The sequence below is a fragment of the Paraburkholderia unamae genome, assembly GCF_003268775.1.
GTDB lineage: Bacteria > Pseudomonadota > Gammaproteobacteria > Burkholderiales > Burkholderiaceae > Paraburkholderia > Paraburkholderia unamae.
This window is the reverse complement of sequence record NZ_QLSU01000006.1, coordinates 209,449-227,200: the sequence shown is the minus strand read 5'-3', so window position 1 is coordinate 227,200 and position 17,752 is coordinate 209,449. Positions and strand designations below refer to the sequence as shown.

Below are 17,752 nucleotides of genomic sequence, written 5' to 3'. Positions count from 1 at the left end.
CCACGTTCATACGAGAGCGCATAAAAAAAACAGACCGGGAGCCGTTGCCCCGCTCGTTGCCACATCCACTCCACCATGCGCTTGCACGCATCAGGGCCGCGAAGCCACAAGGAGCATCGCCGTGGTCGATCAACCCAAAAGGATGAACGTAGTACAACTGACGTTCATCGTCACCGTCAACATGATGGGCTCGGGGATCATCATGCTCCCCGCGAACATGGCGAAGGTCGGTGCGATTTCGTTGCTGTCGTGGGTCGTCACGGCGATCGGTTCGCTTGCCATCGCTTACGGCTTTGCCGAAGCCGGATTGCTCAACCAGCGGGCGGGCGGCATGGCCGCCTACGCGGAGGAAGCTTACGGCAAGGACGGCTACTTCCAGGTTTTCCTGCTCTACTTCCTCTCCATCGCCATTGCAAACGTGGCGGTCGCGAGTTCCGCGCTCGGCTATCTTGCCGCCTTCTTCCCGGTGCTCACATCCACGCCGGTCGCAACCTGCATGGGCGTAATCGGCCTGCTGTGGCTCACGACCGTTGCGAATTTCGGCGGACCGAAGCTCACGGGCCGCATCGGCGCCGTGACAGTCTGGGGCGTGATCCTGCCCGTCGGCTTCATCTCGGTTGCCGGCTGGTTCTGGTTTCACAGCGAGACGTTCGCGGCCGCGTGGAATCCGAAGGGTCTGCGCCTGACGGAAGGCATGGGTTCGAGCATCGCGCTGACGCTCTGGGCGTTCCTCGGCATGGAGTCCGCCGTCCAGAATTCGTCGGCGGTCGAAAATCCCAAGCGCGATGTCCCGCTCGCGTGCATGTTCGGCACCCTGGGCGCAGCGGTCATCTATATCCTTTCCACGGCCGTGATCCAGGGCATCGTGCCCAATGCCGATCTCGCCAGTTCGACCGGCCCGTTCGGCCTCGCCTTCGCGCACATGTTCAATCCCACGGTCGGCTCCATCGTCATGGCGCTTGCGGCCATGGCGTGCGTCGGCTCCCTGCTCGGCTGGCAGTTCACGCTCGCGCAGACCGCCAAGGACGCCGCGGACAGCCGCATGTTCCCCGCCGTGTTCGGCAAGGCGAACCGCGCGGGCGCGCCCATTGCGGGCATGATCGTCATGGCGATACTCCAGTCGCTGATGGCGCTCTCCACCATGTCGCCGAACCTGAGCGAACAGTTCGCGGCGCTCGTGAACCTGGCCGTCGTGACCAATGTGATTCCCTACATTATTTCGCTCTCGGCGCTCTTCGTGATGATGCGCAACGCGGGCACGCCCGCGGCGAAGTACCGGCTCAACGCGGCGGTGACGGTCGTGGCGCTCGCCTATTCCGTCTATGCGATCTACGCGTCGGGCAAGGACGCGGTGCTGGGCGCGATGCTGGTCATGGTGATCGGCTACGCGGTCTATGGCTTCGCAGCGACGCGCCACGACCCGGCGGCTTCTTCCGGGCGCACGGCCACCGACTCCGCAGCCGCGGCGATGGTCATCGGCATGCTTGCGCCTGCGGCCCTGTTCCTGGCCCTGCTGCTGGCCTTCATGCCGACGCCGGTGCGCGCGCAGGAACCGGCGGGCGGCAGCGCGCTCGCGCGCATCAGGCAGTCGGGCAACCTCACGCTGGGCTACCTCGGCGACGCGCGCCCGTTCGCCTACAAGGACGACAGCGGGCAAGTCACGGGCTACACGGTGGCGCTGTGCCGCAAGATCGCTGACGAAATCGGCAACGTGCCGGGCCTCGGCGCGCTCAAGATCCAGTGGATCGCGCTTTCGCCTGGCGACGGCGTGCGCGTGCCGGAGGGGCGCCACATCGATCTGCTTTGCGGCGCGCCCGACACGCTCACGGGCAGGCAGACCCTGTCCTTCTCGATTCCCGTGTACCCGGGCGGCATCGGGGCGGTGCTGCGCACCGACGCGCCCGCCGGGCTGCGCGAGATTCTCTCGGGCGCGGGCCCCTCGCACCCGATCTGGCGCGCCGCGCCCGCTCAACTGCTGTCCAGGCAGACCGTTGCGGTTATCGCGGGCTCCCCGGCGCAGCGCTGGCTCGCGGCCAGGCTCAGCGACTTCTCGATTCCGGCGACGGTCGTTGCCGTCCCCTCCGTGCAGGCCGGCGTGCAGAAAGTCATCGATCGCCAGGCGAATGTCTTCTTCGCCGATCGCGCCTTGCTGCTGGCCGTGACGCACGACAGTGCGGCGGCGAACGACCTCGTCGTCCTCGACCGGCGCTTCACGACGACCTCCGTCGCCATCGGCATGGCGCGCGGCGACGACGATCTGCGCCTGCTGGTGGACCGCACGCTGAGCCGTCTGTTCAGGTCTACTGAATTCGACGGCCTCTACGGAAAATGGTTTGCGAAACTCGACACCGATACGCGCACGTTCTTCCAGTGGGCGGCGCTGCCCGAATAACCGGATCACAGGTTCAGGGGCTTGCGGATCGGCATGCGGCTGAACCGGTCGCCCTCAGGACCGTGCGCTCTTGAGTTCGCTGATACGCAGACGATAACTGCGCAACAAACAAGGTTTATCGCTGCACACATTGCGTGAATTGCGAAGCCACGCGCGTTGATCCGCTCGCAACCGCGACTTGTTTGCCGATGCGCTCAGCTTCTGACGATATATTTCGGAAAGCTCACTATCGGCGCGAAGAAGCTCCGCATCCCCGCAAACAAGCTGCGCCTGGACCGACAGGAGCTTGCTGCAATCAAGACTATGCATCAGCGCGGTGCGGGTTTCCGGGCGCGCCGAGAGCCGACCGGGCTTGCAAAGCCCCTGAAGCGACTGGCAGGCGACATCGCGGCCGACCCACGCCATGTCCTGCGCGCCGTACTGCTTGACGAAGCGATTGATGCCCGCGTGGCTGACGCCCCTTTGCATGGCGTTTGCCGCGATGATCTCGTTGCAAAGCGAGTCCGCGGCGTAGGCGGAGCCTGCGCGCCGATAGCAACTGTGAAAGCCGAGCAGCCCGCTGCCAAGCACGCTTCGGCGCTCGCCCGAGGCGAACAGGATGGAGGCGCAGGCGGACGCGCATCGGGCGTCGTCGGGAACCAGCGTGTGCACGCGCACTTTGTCCATGGCATCGACGACCCGGAAAGCCGCCTCGACATTGCCGCCCGGACTGCTCAACACGAGGACGATCAACCCGTCGTCGTCACGATCGGCCTTTCCGGCAAGCGCCAGAAACTTATCCGCGTCGCCGTCCTCGATTCTCCCCTCCCCGATCACCATCTTCAGTTTGAGTTGCGGCTGGTAGTACAGACTGAAGTCCATCGCGCGCGCAAAACCGGGGAGCATGAGCGCGGCGGCCCCCATCCAGAGAACGAGAAGCCGCCGCCATGCCGCGTCGCCCGCTTTTGGATGCCCCGCACAGCGCATGCGCGTCTCCCGAAGTTTGTTCACCTCGCCGGGCGTGGACCGTCCATCCAGCCTTCCCGCAATTGTCCGGCAAAGTGAACCGGCGCTTCAAGACGTTCGGGCAAGCTTGATGCGCAGTTGACCGGCGGACAGCCACAACGCGGAAATGAGAAAGTAGGCGGCGCCCACCGCTGCATAGCCGGCCACTCTGCCGATTGCGGCGGACAAGGGCGCACCGCCCTGCACGATGAAAAATGCCCCCGCCAGCGCCGATTGCGCGCCGCTCAAGATCATCGCCCATTGCGCGCCGAAGCGCTTCCAGCGGCGCACGGCGGTGCCAAGCTGGAGCAGCCCGGAAAGTATGGCCCAAACGCCGAACACGCCCAGCACCCAGTGCGCGCCCAATTTCAACGCCGCGATCACGGCGATCATCGTCATGACGCTGATGCCGACGTTGAGCGCCTGCGTGCGATTGGCCGTCGCGCCGCCGCTACGCAGCATGTCGATGTAGTTGGCCAGCGCGTCCCACGCCGGATAGACGATCAGCAGTACGACGAGGCTGACCGGCGAATGCTGCGCCAGCGAGAAAGCGAGCGCGACCCAAACCGCGGAAAACGCGGCCCGGGAAAAATAGTAGCGTTTGAGCCAGCTTCCTTCCTGCGCGAGATCGGTATCTTCGTGACGATCAACCATGTCGACTCCTTAGCAATGAATGGCAACCGTGCGCGTTGCCTGGTTAGCGCGCGTCCCGGTAAACGGATACCCCGATATGACGCATTGCGCTGGACGCAAGGATCGCACTCGCCGCGCCGCGGCGGCATCGGTCGAATGACCGACCCAGGCGGGGGCTTGCCCGAACGTTGCGCGGCCGGAAGACGATGTGACGTATAGTGGCCGAACGCTTGACGAGCGTTTTTCCTCCCACCTCGATGACTGACGACACAGCCGACGTTTCCCCGCTGCGCGTGTTCGATGCCGTGAAAGCCCTAGCCTTCATCGGCGACCTGAGCATGGGGCAGCCCACCGACCATTCGCCGCGCACCGCATGGCTCGCGGCGCGCCTCGCCCAGGCCGCCCGGCTCGACGCGCCCACGCTCGACGCCGTGCGGGAAACGGCGCTGCTGCGCTGGTCGGGATGCACGGCAAACGCGGCCGGCTTTGCCGATGTGTTCGGCGACGACATCCAGATTCGCGTCGCGATGCTCGAAGGCGGCTCGGATTGGGCCGCGCCGCTCCAGTCGCTCGGTGGCGCGGCCGCGGTGCTCTCGCCGCTCGCGCAGATTCACTGCGAAGTGGCGGGCGAGGTGGCGCGCATGCTGGGCCTGCCGCGCGCGACGGAAACGGTCTTGCGTCACATCTTCGAAACGTGGGACGGCGGCGGTCTGCCCGCGCACCTTGCGCGCGAGGCGGTGCCGGCGCCGGTGTTCGTCGTCGCGCTTGCCGGCGATCTGGAGATTTTCAGCCGCACGTATGGCGTCGAACAGGCCCTGGGCCTGCTCGCGCAACGGGCCGACGCGCGCTATCCCAGGCAGCTCGTCGAGATCGCGGCGCGCCATGCGCTCCGCTGGCTTCAGGAACTCGAACATGCGTCGCCCGCCGATCTCGACGCCGCGCTGACGACGCCGCACATGGAGCAGGCCACGTCGGCCGAGTTGATCGCGGACGTCATCGACCTCAAGCTGCCCTGGATGACCGGCTTTTCGCGCGCGGTCGCGGCAACGGCGGCCCGCTGTTGCGAACGTCTCACGACGGACAAGGCGGCGCACGCGCGCGTCTATCGCGCCGGGTTGATTCACGGGATCGGGCGGGCGGCGGTGCCCAACGGCATCTGGAACCTCAACACGCGATTGCCCGAAAGCGCCTGGGAGAAGGTGCGGCTTGCGCCGTACTGGACCTCGCGCGCGGGCAAGCAGGCGGGCGCGCTCCATGATGCGGCCGAGCTCGCGTCGTATGCGTATGAACGGCTGGACGGCTCGGGCTATTTTCGTGGCGTAAGCGCAGCGGCGCTGACGCCGGAGGCGCGCGTGCTGGCCGCTTCCGTGGCATGGGTTGCGTTGCGCTCGGCGCGGCCGTGGCGCGCCGCGCTCGGCGCCGAAGCCGCCGCGCAAGCACTGCGCGCCGAAGTTCAAGCCGGCCGCCTGTGCGGCGAAGCCGTCGACGCGCTGCTGGCCGAAGGCGCGCGCGCCGTCAAACGCCCGGTGAGCGCGGCGGAGCCGCGCGCGCGTCTGTCGGCGCGCGAGATCGACGTGCTGCGCGCCATCTCGCGTGGTGCGAGCAACAAGGAAGCCGCACGGGAATTGACGCTCAGTCCGAGCACGGTGCGCACGCACGTGGAGAGCGTGTTCCGCAAGCTCGAATGCTCCACGCGCGCGGCGGCGACGCTCAAGGCGTCGGCAATGGGCCTGCTTTGATGACCGTGGCCTGTGTTCCCGCAGGTCGAATCAGGAACCCGTGACAGCGGGCGGCGGCGCCCGCAGCGCTTGCGTCATCAGGGCCAGCGCCGCCCGCTCGCCGTCCGGATCGGCCGGAATACGCCCGTCGAGCGCGAGGGTCGCCAGTCCGTGAACCAGCCCCCAGCAGGCTAGCGCCCCGGCCTCGGCCTGATGCGGCGCGAGTTCCGCCACCCGCCGCACCATCAACGCGTACGCGCCCTTGCAATCGTCGTGCGGCAGGTCGAGCCCCGCCCCGTCCGCGAACATCAACCGGAACAGCGCGGGATGCGCGCGCGCGAAGCCCACATAGGCCAGTCCCTGCGCGGTGAGCGCTTCGCCAGGATCGGCCGCTTCATTGGCGCGCGCCGCGCCCGCCTCCAGCATGGCAAAGCCCTTTAGCGCGACAGCGCCCATCAGCGCGACCTTGTCCTCGAAATGCCGGTACGGCGCCATTGCCGACACCCCCGCCGCCCGCGCCACCGCACGCAGGCTCACATCGCTTTCCCCCGCTTCGAGCAAGGCCAGCGCGCAGTCGACCAGCCGGTCATGAAGGGACACTACGGATTCGCTCATCGTTGTTTACACCGTAATCATTCGAGACTATGCTTACAGCGTAAACAGCAAGGAGCCGCCATGCAAGCCTCTGTTTCCCGCAGGTCCGTCGACCTCAGCGCCTATCCGGATCTCGTGGTCGTCATTCTGGGGTTCCGGGTGCGCCGGCTGCGCGGCATCGCCGCCGTGCTCGGCATCGGCAAGGGGCTGCGGCAGATCGAGTCGAACCCGCCGCCCGGCTTGCTGTCGAGCGAGCAGTTCCTGTTTGCCCTCAACCATGTGGGCATTCGCCAGTATTGGCGCGATCTCCCGAGTCTGGAAGCGTTCACGCGCAGCGAACCCCACTCGCGCTGGTGGCGCGAATTCCTGCGCGACAGCGGCGGCGCGGGCTTCTGGCATGAAAGCTATAGCCGTCAGGGCATGGAAGCGGTCTATATCGACATGCCGGGCCCCGTGGGGTTCGACCGCTTCGCGCCGGAGCGGCGGCCGGTGGGCCCTTTCATGAGCGCGCGTCAGCGCATGGCGGCGGATTAGGCCGTTTGCCCCGCGCTTTGCGTCAATGCGTGGCCGACGGCAACTTGCCCACGTTGATCGTTCTCACCCGCCATTCGCCGCCGCCACACCGGAACTGCTGCATCCACTTTGGCTCGATGTCGCTCGCCTGCACCACAACGGCCGCAACGACGACGCGGCGCGCGTACGTGCCCAGACAGCGGACCACGATCGAGCGGGCGTCGCCCGCTTCATCCGCGCTTCGCAGGGCGGTGATCTCCACCCAGGGCTCGTCCTGCGGATTGCCGGCGTATGACTTCGGCGTGCCGTGCACGGTCAGATCGTCGAACCAGCGCACGGTCCACGTGTTGTCCGCGGTCTTTTTTTCGAGCTGCACGCCGCGCGACCACCACGATGCCTCGTTCGACGATGCGGTATCCGATGCAACGGCTTGCGCAGCGCGCGCGGAGCCGCCGACTAGCGCCGCCGCGAGCATGCAGACGGCAACAAACGAAATCTTCATCTTCTTCCTGATCATGTCCATCCACGGCCGCGCTTTCCGTCCGGTCAGCGAAGTCGTCGCGCACGAAGCGGTCGGATGCTGCGCCAGTTGTGAATCGCGCGAAGCAATCAACGCGACAGCGTTGGATTATGTGGGAACGAATCAGGAATTGCCGGCAAATTGCCAGGCGAACTGCGAGGCGAACTGCCAGGCGAACTGCCAGGCAAACTGCGAGGCGAGCTTGCGAAGCAGCGCCGCGTGCAGTTGCCAGTGTTGAGCGTCTGCGTGCGTTTCGATTCACGAAACGCACGCAGACGCGCTGCGGAATCGGGACGATTCCGCGAGGGTGTGAGATGTTCTCGCTTCACGCGCCCTTGCCGGACGCCACGAGGCGGCGGCGATTGGCCGCCATCGCCAGAATGACCAGGCCGCCGGCCAGCCCCATGGCGGCGGTTGGCAACATGGCGAGGTTGGTGCTTCCCGTGCGCTCCAGTATCTCGCCGTAGACGTTGACCATGAGCCCGCCAACGAGGGTGCCGACGGCATTGATCGCCGCGAGCCCGACCGCCGCGACGCGCGGGGGAAGAACCTCCAGCGACAGCGCCCAGAACGGCGCCTTGAACGAATACGCACCGATCAGCACGACCGACAGCAGGGCGATGATGACCGTGAGGCTGCTCGTCGTGCCGGCCGCGGAAAACCCTGCCGCGATCATCAGCAACGGGATGGCCGTGTGCCAGCGGCGCTCGTTCAGCTTGTCCGAACTCCAGCCCCAGACAATCATCAATACCGACGCGATACCGTAGGGAATGGAATTGATCAGGCCGGTTTGCATGTCGCTGAAGCCATGCGCCTTGATCAACTGCGGCTGCCAGACGCCAAGCACGCTTCCCGCCGCCAACGCCGCGGCGCAGGCGAGCATGAGCCCCCAGACGTATCCGTTGCGCGCGAGTTGACCGAGCGACACCGCGCTCATCGGACGCTCCGCCTCGCGCTCCTGCTTGATGCGGGCGATCAGCCAGGTCTTTTCCTCGGGCGACAACCAGTTGGCGTCCTCGGGCCGGTCAGTCAGCAAGACGAGGCAAATCAGGCCGAACACGAATACGGGCAGTCCTTCCGCGATGAACAGCCAATGCCAGCCGCGCAAACCGAGCAGGCCGTCCAGCGACAGGAGCCACCCCGACAACTGCGAGCCGATAAAGCCCGCGAGCGGAATGGCCACCATGAACCAGGCGATGATGCGCGCGCGCCACGCGGAAGGCAGCCAGTACGTGAGGTAAAGAATCACGCCGGGAAAGAAGCCGGCTTCGGCTGCCCCGAGGATGAATCGCACCACGCCATACGAAACCGGACCATTGACGAAAGCCATGCCGGCAGCGACCAGCCCCCAGCTGATCATGATGCGCGCAAGCCAGCGCCGCGCGCCGACCTTCTGCAACAAGACATTGCTCGGCACTTCAAACAGGAAATAGGCGATGAAAAACAGGCTGCTGCCGAATCCGAACACCGACTTCGACAAGCCGATGTCCTTGTTCATCTGTAGCGCGGCAAGACCGACGTTGTTGCGATCGAGGATGGCGAAGATATAGCAGAGCGTGAGGAACGGAACGACCCGCCACGTTATCTTCCGGATAGTGCTTTTTTCGACCGAATGCCGGTCACTTCTTGCTTCGACCACGACTGTCTCCTCTGGAACGCTGATACCGATCTCGCTTTATCTGTGCACGAGGCCGCATTCACGCCTTGCCTCGAAGCGACGCTCATTCAAGCGCAAGCCGTTCGCGAGGACAAACAGTTTTTTCTTGTGGATTGATCGGAAGAAGTGATGAGTGAGCGTGCTCACCGCGCTTGACGCGCGCGAGCGGCGCTACGAGGCATGCGCATGCTGCTCGTTGAAGTACGCGCAGAGGAAGTCCGCGAATCCCTGGGCCACCGGGCCAAGCCGCACGCCCGCGCGGCCGTACAGAAAGAATTGGCGCGTAATGGTCGGCTCGACCAGTTCGCGCCGCTGGAGCCGGTGCAAATCGAGCAGCGAGGCGGCATACGGCAGGCAGGTGGTGACGCCCAGACCGGAGGCCACCATGCTCAAGGCGGTGGTCATGAATCCCACTTCGCTCGCCGGTTCGAGCGCGCGCTGGCCGATCGAGACCAACTGGTTGTTCAAGAGCCGCGTGTAGTCGTCCCGCAGCGAGATCAGCGGATAGCGCGCGAGATCCGCCCACGACACCTGCGCCTGCTTGCCCAGCGCGTGTCCTTCGGGGAAAACGGCAAGGAACGGCTGGTCGAACAAAGGCAGCGTGACAAACTCCTCGTTCACGGCGCGCGCGGGGCCCACGCCGAGATCGACTTCGCCGGTCAGCACGCGCGGCGCGACGTCTTCCACCATGCAATCGACGAGCCGCACTTCGACCTTCGGGTGCTTCTGCCTGAACGCAGCCACCACCTGGGGCATCAGCGTGCACGCCATCAATTGCGGCACCGCGACCCGCACGTATCCGGCGTTCAGCGATTTCAGGTCGCAAATGGAGTGCTTGGCAAGCTCGAGGTCGTCCAGGATCCGTTGCGCCAACGGCAGGAACTGTTCGCCGATTTCCGAAAGCTGAACGCTGCGCGTGGTGCGATGGACCAGTTGCACGTCCAGCGCCTGTTCGAGATCCCGGATCAATGCACTGAGTGCGCTTTGCGTGACGTGCAGTCGCGCGGCCGCGCCGGTGAATCCGCCCGTCTTTGCAAGGGCAACGAAAGCACTGAGTTGCCGAAGCGTCACGTTCATCGGAATAGGTTCAAGCCGGGCCAAATTGCCCCCCGCCCTTTGTCATTTTCGAAGATGCGGAGTCTACCGGAAAGGCCGTCATTCAGCCTGAACCGGCACAAGCGGCAAGCGCTGCACCACACTCGCGAAGCGAGGCCGGCGAAGCTACGCGTCGTGGCCGCGTGCCCCCCCTGGCAATCGCGCCCTGGCGCCACTCACACGCGAACCGAAAACGACGATCGACCACGCACGATTAATTAGTATTCCGTATTTTATTGCGAGAGATTGGATAAACAGAAAGGCGAACAAAACGTTAGCGCCGTGGAAGCTGAAAAGGATAAAATGGGGCCAAAATGTGATGCGCATGCGTTTGTTGTGCATTGCTTCGCAACAAATCCCGGCCCGCAATATCAAGGCTTACTTACTGTTCTATCCCAATCGATCAAGATATCTGAATATCTGCGTGGCCGCGCTATTGCCACGTTTCTCGCCACATGGCGCTACTGCCCGCAGCACGGGCGCATGTCAGGGATATTACCAAGTATTCGTAAAGTGGCTACCGTGCGACTCTATACCGCAGTGCCATTCCCTATGGAGCCCGGCATGCAATCTGAAACGCTCAAAAAAGCAAGAGCCGCCACTTTTCTGAACCGGTCGGCGCTGTGTCTGCTGATGTTTCCAGTTGCCTGTCTCATATGGGCGCTCAACGCGTACCCCCCACAGGACGCATGCTGGCTTTGCTTCTCGCTGGCAATCTACACCTGGCCATTCGCCGGGGTTCTCTTCGTGATCTCAGCGGGATTCCATGCCGGTTCCCGCGGCCGTCGACTCAAGAAAGACATCGGTTTTCAGGAAGCGCACGGGCACTAACCCGCGTGGTTTCCTGCCGGGGTAGTCATCCCTGGCCGCTCGAATAAAAGCCTCCTGGAAACAGGAGGCTTTCGAAGCGATGCGAGCGTGTTGCCGTTATCCGTCAAGCGGATCATGACGCATGGCCCGCTGGCGCGCTACGCGAGATCGCGCAGGATCAGGCCGACCGTCACCATGATGGCGTATGGCTCTGTGCGTCTGCAATAGCTGGATCGACAATCCAGATTGTCCAGGATTGCTAACATCATTAGCAAGCAAAGCTAATTGATTAAAGCGAATCCTGGGTGAGTCATGGACTGCGATCCGGTATCAGCGCATTACGCGGGCGGGAACACGTTCCAGTAACCGTCGTCGTGTCGAAAAAAGAACAGCGCGTGAAATCCCGTCGCCTGACGCGTTTCCACGCACACGTAGCGCGCCCCGCCCGAGCGCGTGTGCCCGAATGCGGTCACATGGACCGGCGTGGTGGGCGCCAGCCATTTCTCGACCTGGTAGCGCAGCGACTGCGTCTTTGTGTTTCTCATCGACTCCTCCCGGAGATCGGTTACTTTTGCAGCCCTCTTTGCCGGATCACGGCGAAAGGGCCCCGCACAAACCGGGGACGTTTGATGCATGGCGCAATCGCTGCCGCATTGCATCAAGCGTTTGAGAAAGCACTTTAACTATAGCGATAAAAGCCGCACGTCACGTCGATTTCAACACGATAGCAACAGCACGGAAAGATTCCTCAAGGGCACCTTCGGCGACGTCGGGCGATGTCGACTGGTGCACCGCACCAGGCACATCCCGTGCACGAGGCATGCGCGTTTCGTCGTAGCATCAGCGAAGCACGTAACGGGGCGCAGCCGTGACCATCCACAAGCCGAGGATTCGCACACTCGCGTTCTGCGTGACGCTCGCGATATTCGGCAGCGGCACGGCATGGGCAGACCCGGTCAAGGTCATGATTTCGGGCTGGTTTGCGCCCGCGTATCGTGAGTTGGGCCCGCAATATCAGGACGCGAGCGGCGATACGCTGGTCACGGTCTGGGGGCCTGCCGTGGGTACGGCCCTGAATGCCATCCCCGTGCGGCTTGCACGCGGCGAGTGGGCCGACGTGCTGATAGTGGCGAGCGATGCGCTCGACGACTCGAGCAACGCCGGGAGCATCGTACCGGGCAGCAAGGTGGATTTCGCGCGTTCGCCCATCGGCGTCGCGGTTCGCGAGGGCGCGCCGAAACCGGATATCAGTTCAGTCGATGGATTGCGCCGCGCGCTGCTTGCGGCGAAATCCATCGTCTATCCGGACAACGCGACCGGCGTCTACGTAGCCGGCGAGTTGTTTTCGCGTCTTGGCATTGACGGACGAGTCAAAAGCAAGAGCCGCATGGTGCCGTCCGGAAGAGTCGCCACGCTCGTCGCGAGCGGCGATGCGGAACTCGGATTGCAGCAGGTCGTGGAACTGTTGCCGGTCAAGGGCGTGGCGGTGGCCGGCAGTTTGCCCGCCGAGGTGCAGCGGTACACGGTGTTCTCAGGGGCCATTGTCACCACGGCAAGGAACCCAGCGGGAGCCGAAGCACTGATCCGCTTTCTGTCGTCGCCCGACGCGGCGCCCGCGATTGCGAGAAGCGGGCTCGAACCGATCACGGCTGCACCCGCGAACTAAGCGAAACGGCAACGCCTGGTGGCCGCAAGATGCGATGATGCACGCGCTATCGCACCGGGAATCGAACGGCGGAATCACGCAGCCGGATTTAAACAGCACTCCTACGCTTTCGAAAGCATCAGATAGTGCAGATGGCATGCCCGCGGGACGCAGAGGTCTACTTCCTGCGCCGCTGGCTCATCAGCTTCACGATATCGTTCGTCGGTCCGGTGGTGAGGAGGCGCGCAATGTCGTCCAGATGGACCCAGCGGCACCGGACGATTTCATTACTCGGGCGCGCTTTGGCGCGATTGGAGATTTCGCAGGAAAACACGTGATGGTGCTTCTGCTTGCCACGGAAGTCGAAGAGATGCTTGGCCGCCTTGCCGGCGAGTTGAGTCTCTTCCTTGAGTTCTCGAAGCGCGGCGTCCGTGCGATGCTCACCCCGCTTGAGAATCCCGCCCGGCAAAGCCCACTTGGCTTGACTACGTGCGACAAGGAGGATTCGCTTACCTCTGCGACAGATCACGGTGGCGCGTTTCTTCAAGCCGGACTCCCACTGATGCCCCAGATAGTTTCGAGGCACGCTCGACGCCGCAGCGTATCGGGCGGTGCTAGACGTTGCCCAGTATCCTAATACAGAAAATGAAAAGCCGGAAATATTCTGAAGCGATAGCGACTTACGCGCGATACCTTAAGGTGTTTCATCAAAGCGTCACAATGACGGTGCACGAAATTAGCTGTGGTATGGTCTGGGCAAAGCACATTTCTTGTCCGACTCGAGGCTGCAATGGATATGGATGGTGACTGGCTGTTGCCCCGGCCAAACACTCTCTTCAAAGTCAACCACCGGCCAGCCGGTTCATCACTATCGAAGTCGAGTTCTATCGCCAGCACCTTCTCGTCACTCGCCACACCGGTCGTGGCCGAGGCCGTGCAACGAGCGAGAGCGCTATCCACCACGAGCGACGTTGAGGGCTTTCATCAGCTTCGCGTCGCTTTCAGAAAGCTTAGGGCTTTGTACTGGGCGTACTCCCCCTACCTCGGGGAAGAAGCGACCGCGCACGCCACCGAAGAATTCAAGCGTCTCGCGGCGGTGGCAGGCGGCACGCGTGACTGGGACATTGCAGGCGCGCTCCTGAGCGCCGCCCAGGCGTCCGGCGCATCGGTCGAACCGCTCGTGGCCGCGGCGCGCGAGAAGCGCGCACAGGCGGTGGCGCATAGCCAGACGATGATCCAGGGCGACGCCGTCGAAGCGTTCCTGAACGACGCCCTGCTGCACGCACAAACCGCACTGCAATCGCGTTGCAATGATCTGCCGATTCGGGCGTTCGCGAGAAAGCGCGTGCGTCTCGCGCAGCGCGCGCTGCAAAAGCGGAGCCGGCGCGCGGCACGCGGCGAGGCCACACACGAGGAAGATCTTCACGATGTTAGAAAGGCGGGCAAAAAGCTGCGCTATCTGCTCGAATTTTTTCAGCCCGTTATCAAAGGCGGGCATGGCCGCACCATCAAGACGTTGACGGCCGTGCAGAACAAACTGGGGCAGTTCAACGACATTGCCGCAAGCGAAACGTTGATTCGCAGCGCGTCGTTCAGCGAGGTGCCGCCTGAGGTCGTGCAGCAATCGCTGCAATGGCTGGAGGAACAGAAGTGCCGGCGCATGCGCGCGGCGTCGCGGCGGGTGCGGGCGATGTCCTGATGCGTCCCGAGCCGGGCTCGGGACGCAGGCATCGGCGTTGCCGTCGGCGAGCGCGTTTGCCTCCGCGTTTGCCTCCGCGTTTTCCCTAGCGCGCCTGAGCGCGCAGCACCCTGGCGGCGGCAACCATGTTGGTCAGCGCGGGAATCACTTCGGCCCATTGACGCGTCTTCAGGCCGCAGTCGGGGTTGACCCACAGGCGCTCCGCCGGAATCCGCCCGGCAGCCTTCTGCATCAACTGCACGATGTGCGCTTCGGTCGGGATGTTCGGCGAGTGAATGTCGTACACACCCGGCCCGATTTCGTTCGGATACTTGAAGTCGTCGAACGCATCGAGCAGTTCCATGTCCGAGCGCGACGTTTCAATCGTGATCACGTCGGCGTCCATATCGGCGATCGACGCGATGATGTCGTTGAACTCCGAATAGCACATATGCGTGTGGATCTGCGTCTCGTCTTCCACGCCGTTCGCGGTGATGCGGAACGATTCCACGGCCCAGCGCAAATACTCGCCCCACTGCGCCCGGCGCAGCGGCAGGCCTTCGCGCAACGCGGCCTCGTCGATCTGGATCACGCGCACGCCGGCCTTCTCCAGGTCGAGCACTTCCTCGCGAATCGCGAGCGCGAGCTGGTAGCACGAGACCGAACGCGGCTGGTCGTCGCGCACGAAGGACCAGTTGAGGATCGTCACCGGGCCCGTGAGCATGCCCTTCATGGGCTTGTTCGTGAGCGACTGCGCGTAGGTGATCCACTCCACCGTCATGGCCTCCGGGCGGCTGATGTCGCCGAACAGGATAGGCGGCTTCACGCAGCGCGAGCCATACGACTGCACCCAGCCGAACTGGCTGAACGCGTAGCCGTCGAGTTGCTCGCCGAAGTATTCGACCATGTCGTTGCGCTCGGCTTCGCCGTGCACGAGCACGTCCAGGCCCAGTTGTTCCTGCTCGCGCACGCTGCGCTCGATCTCGGCACGCATCGCGGCCTGGTAGCCCGCGTTGTCGAGCGCACCGCTCCTGAACTGGCTGCGCGCCTGGCGGATCTCCGCCGTTTGCGGGAATGAGCCGATCGTCGTGGTCGGGTACGCGGGCAGCTTCAGGCGCGCGGCCTGCTTCGCGGCGCGCTCGGGGTAGGCGTGCTGTCGATTGCCGAGCTTCGCATCGATGCGCGCGAGCGCGGCCTTCACCGCCGGGTTGTTCACGCGCGGCGACTGGCGGCGCGCTTGAACGGCGGCCGCGTTCGCCGCGAGTTCGGCGGCAACCTTGTCGCGGCCTTCGTTGATCGCGGTGGCGAGCACCTTCACTTCGTCGAGCTTTTGCAGCGCGAAAGCGAGCCAAGAGCGGATTTCCGCGTCGAGCTTCTCTTCGCTCGCGAGATCGACCGGCACGTGCAGCAGCGAGCACGACGGCGCGATCCACAGCCGCTCGCCCAGTTGCTGCGCGAGCGGTTCGAGCCATTCGAGCGTGGCGCTCAGGTCCGTCTTCCAGATGTTGCGGCCGTTGATCGCGCCAACCGAAAGCACGCTCTGCGCGGGCAGCTTTTGCGCGGCCAGCGCGACTTCGGCACGGGCGTTGATCGCGTCGATATGCAGACCGTCGACGGGCAGCGCGCACGCGAGGTCGAGGTTTTCCTGAAGCTGGCCGAAGTAGGCGGCGAGCAACAGCTTGACGCTGCGCTGCTCGAAGCCTTCGTACGCCGTGGCAAACGCCGCGCGCCATGCCGGATCCAGTTCGGTCACGAGAATCGGCTCGTCGATCTGCACCCACTCCACGTCCATGACCCGGAAGTAATCGAGCAGCGCGCGATACACGGGCATGAGTCGCGGCAGCAGCGCGAGCTTGTCCGAATCGTCCTTGGCCTTGCCGAGCCACAGGTACGTGAGCGGCCCGATGATCACAGGCTTCGCCTTCACGCCCAGTTCGCGCGCTTCGCGCAGTTGCTCGGAAAGGCGCGAAGTGTCGAGATTGAACTGCGTGCCGGCCGTGAACTCGGGGACGATGTAGTGATAGTTCGTGTCGAACCACTTCGTCATTTCGCCAGCCGCCACGCCGCCGCAGCACGCGGCGTGATCCTCGGCGCCCGCCGCCGAGCGGCCGCGCGCCACGCGGAAGTAGTTGTCGAGCTTGTCGCCGTGAAAGTCCTGCACGCGCTCGGGCAGATTGCCGAGCGTGAAGCTCATGTCGAGCACCTGGTCGTAGAACGCGAAGTCGCCCGCGGGCACGAGGTCGAGGCCCTTCTGGTTCTCCCAGTGGCGCGCGCGCAGTTGCACGCCGAGCGCCTTCAGTTCGTCGCGCGAGGACTCGCCCTTCCAGTAACGTTCGAGGCCGAATTTGAGTTCGCGTTTCGCGCCGATGCGCGGAAAGCCGAGATTGTGCGTGGTGACCATATGCGCTGCCATCCGATAGAAAAGTGCTGAAAACGATCCAGAGTGGCAGCGATCATAAGGCTATCGTCCGATGAAGAAAAATGGCATTATTTCATCCATCCATTAGATTCTTTCATCTGTCGCCCAATTGGCGCGCGGTTGTTCCGGGGTTGTCCTTTTCCATGCTCGAACGCGTTCATCTCGTCATCGTCCGCGAAGTGGCCCGCCAGGGCTCGCTGACCGCCGCGGCCGCCTCTCTCTTTCTCACGCAATCCGCGCTGAGCCATACGGTCAAGAAGATCGAGCAGCAGTTGGGCACGCCGATCTGGGACCGCGAGGGGCGCAGCCTGCGCCTCACGCAGGCGGGCCAGTATCTGCTTTCGCTCGCGGAAAGACTGCTGCCGCAGTTCGAGCTGGCCGAGGAGCGCATGAAGCAGTACGCCGCCGGCGAGCGCGGCACGCTGCGCATCGGCATGGAGTGTCACCCGTGCTACCAGTGGCTGCTCAAGGTGGTGTCGCCTTATCTCGCGCGCTGGCCCGATGTCGATGTGGACGTAAAGCAGCGCTTTCAGTTTGGCGGCATCGGCGCGCTGTTCGGCTACGACATCGACGTGCTCGTCACGCCGGACCCGCTCAACCGGCCCGGCCTGTGCTTCGAGCCCGTGTTCGACTACGAGCAGGTGCTCGTGGTGGCCGAAGGCCATCGGCTCGCGAACATGAACTACGTGAAGCCGGAACAGCTCGTCGACGAAACGCTCATCACGTACCCGGTGGAAACGGACCGGCTCGATATCTACAACCAGTTCCTGCGGCCCGCGAACATCACGCCGCGCCGTCACAAGACGATCGAAACGACCGACATCATGTTGCAGATGGTCGCGAGCCGTCGCGGCGTGGCGGCGTTGCCGCGCTGGCTCGCGGAGGAATACGCGGAGCGCATGCCGATCGTGAGCCTGAAACTCGGCAAGCAAGGCATCGCGAAGCAGATCTTTCTGGGCACGCGCGAAGGCGACGCCGTGGTCGATTATCTGAATTCATTCGTTGAGTTCGCACGCGACTCCGCCTGGCAAGCGCCGCGCGTACGAAGCTGATGCGCGACGGACGCAACGACGGCCCGCAACGCTCGCATGCCT

Annotated in this window: 16 protein-coding genes; 7 read left to right on the top strand and 9 right to left on the bottom strand. The window is 64.2% G+C overall.

What is annotated here, in order from left to right; all coding sequences use genetic code 11:
* The first annotated feature begins 142 nt into the window (after window positions 1–142).
* Window positions 143–2,392: a putrescine-ornithine antiporter gene (potE, locus tag C7401_RS12420; RefSeq protein ID WP_112171673.1), complete on the top strand. Its 2,250-nt coding sequence runs from the start codon at window positions 143–145 to the stop codon at window positions 2,390–2,392.
* Window positions 2,393–2,446: 54 nt separating this feature from the next.
* Here potE and C7401_RS12415 read toward each other — a convergent pair whose 3' ends face one another.
* Window positions 2,447–3,382: a lysozyme inhibitor LprI family protein gene (locus C7401_RS12415; RefSeq protein ID WP_258397011.1), complete on the bottom strand. Its 936-nt coding sequence runs from the start codon at window positions 3,380–3,382 to the stop codon at window positions 2,447–2,449.
* A 63-nt stretch (window positions 3,383–3,445) separates the two neighbouring features.
* Window positions 3,446–4,030: a DUF308 domain-containing protein gene (locus C7401_RS12410; protein WP_112171671.1), complete on the bottom strand. Its 585-nt coding sequence runs from the start codon at window positions 4,028–4,030 to the stop codon at window positions 3,446–3,448.
* 236 nt (window positions 4,031–4,266) lie between these two features.
* Between C7401_RS12410 and C7401_RS12405 the strand changes: the two genes are divergently transcribed.
* The gene (locus C7401_RS12405; RefSeq protein ID WP_112171670.1) at window positions 4,267–5,748 is read left to right on the top strand and encodes an HD domain-containing phosphohydrolase; all 1,482 of its coding nucleotides are present in this window, start codon (window positions 4,267–4,269) and stop codon (window positions 5,746–5,748) included.
* 30 nt (window positions 5,749–5,778) lie between these two features.
* Here C7401_RS12405 and C7401_RS12400 read toward each other — a convergent pair whose 3' ends face one another.
* Complete coding sequence (locus C7401_RS12400) at window positions 5,779–6,342, bottom strand: TetR/AcrR family transcriptional regulator (RefSeq protein WP_112171669.1); 564 nt, start codon at window positions 6,340–6,342, stop codon at window positions 5,779–5,781.
* Window positions 6,343–6,402: 60 nt separating this feature from the next.
* Here C7401_RS12400 and C7401_RS12395 point away from each other — a divergent pair, with 60 nt between their 5' ends.
* Window positions 6,403–6,855: a monooxygenase family protein gene (locus tag C7401_RS12395; protein ID WP_112171668.1), complete on the top strand. Its 453-nt coding sequence runs from the start codon at window positions 6,403–6,405 to the stop codon at window positions 6,853–6,855.
* Window positions 6,856–6,877: 22 nt separating this feature from the next.
* On the opposite strand, the gene C7401_RS12390 is transcribed toward C7401_RS12395, so the two are convergent.
* The 3 genes from C7401_RS12390 to C7401_RS12380 form a co-directional block, all read right to left on the bottom strand.
* Complete coding sequence (locus C7401_RS12390; protein ID WP_146757912.1) at window positions 6,878–7,336, bottom strand: hypothetical protein; 459 nt, start codon at window positions 7,334–7,336, stop codon at window positions 6,878–6,880.
* A 343-nt stretch (window positions 7,337–7,679) separates the two neighbouring features.
* Window positions 7,680–8,993 carry an MFS transporter gene (locus C7401_RS12385; protein ID WP_112171666.1) on the bottom strand — a complete coding sequence of 438 codons (1,314 nt, stop codon included), beginning with the start codon at window positions 8,991–8,993 and terminating at the stop codon, window positions 7,680–7,682.
* Window positions 8,994–9,182: 189 nt separating this feature from the next.
* Window positions 9,183–10,088, bottom strand: coding sequence for a LysR family transcriptional regulator (locus tag C7401_RS12380; protein ID WP_112171665.1), 906 nt, complete (start codon window positions 10,086–10,088; stop codon window positions 9,183–9,185).
* 264 nt (window positions 10,089–10,352) lie between these two features.
* Between C7401_RS12380 and C7401_RS45565 the strand changes: the two genes are divergently transcribed.
* Window positions 10,353–10,937 carry a hypothetical protein gene (locus tag C7401_RS45565; protein WP_258397010.1) on the top strand — a complete coding sequence of 195 codons (585 nt, stop codon included), beginning with the start codon at window positions 10,353–10,355 and terminating at the stop codon, window positions 10,935–10,937.
* Between the two features lie 317 nt (window positions 10,938–11,254).
* Here the strand turns inward: C7401_RS45565 and C7401_RS12370 are convergent, their stop codons facing one another.
* Complete coding sequence (locus C7401_RS12370; RefSeq protein ID WP_112171663.1) at window positions 11,255–11,461, bottom strand: hypothetical protein; 207 nt, start codon at window positions 11,459–11,461, stop codon at window positions 11,255–11,257.
* Between the two features lie 323 nt (window positions 11,462–11,784).
* On the opposite strand from C7401_RS12370, the gene C7401_RS12365 reads away from it, so the two are divergent.
* The gene (locus C7401_RS12365; protein ID WP_112171662.1) at window positions 11,785–12,582 is read left to right on the top strand and encodes a substrate-binding domain-containing protein; all 798 of its coding nucleotides are present in this window, start codon (window positions 11,785–11,787) and stop codon (window positions 12,580–12,582) included.
* 157 nt (window positions 12,583–12,739) lie between these two features.
* Here C7401_RS12365 and C7401_RS12360 read toward each other — a convergent pair whose 3' ends face one another.
* On the bottom strand, window positions 12,740–13,108 hold the full coding sequence (locus C7401_RS12360; protein WP_112171661.1) for an NUDIX hydrolase: 369 nt from the start codon (window positions 13,106–13,108) through the stop codon (window positions 12,740–12,742).
* A 243-nt stretch (window positions 13,109–13,351) separates the two neighbouring features.
* On the opposite strand from C7401_RS12360, the gene C7401_RS12355 reads away from it, so the two are divergent.
* Window positions 13,352–14,260, top strand: coding sequence for a CHAD domain-containing protein (locus C7401_RS12355; RefSeq protein ID WP_112171660.1), 909 nt, complete (start codon window positions 13,352–13,354; stop codon window positions 14,258–14,260).
* A gap of 85 nt (window positions 14,261–14,345) precedes the next feature.
* Here C7401_RS12355 and metE read toward each other — a convergent pair whose 3' ends face one another.
* On the bottom strand, window positions 14,346–16,640 hold the full coding sequence (metE, locus tag C7401_RS12350) for a 5-methyltetrahydropteroyltriglutamate--homocysteine S-methyltransferase (RefSeq protein ID WP_112171659.1): 2,295 nt from the start codon (window positions 16,638–16,640) through the stop codon (window positions 14,346–14,348).
* Between the two features lie 161 nt (window positions 16,641–16,801).
* Here metE and C7401_RS12345 point away from each other — a divergent pair, with 161 nt between their 5' ends.
* Window positions 16,802–17,710: a LysR family transcriptional regulator gene (locus tag C7401_RS12345; protein ID WP_112171658.1), complete on the top strand. Its 909-nt coding sequence runs from the start codon at window positions 16,802–16,804 to the stop codon at window positions 17,708–17,710.
* Window positions 17,711–17,752 lie beyond the last annotated feature (42 nt).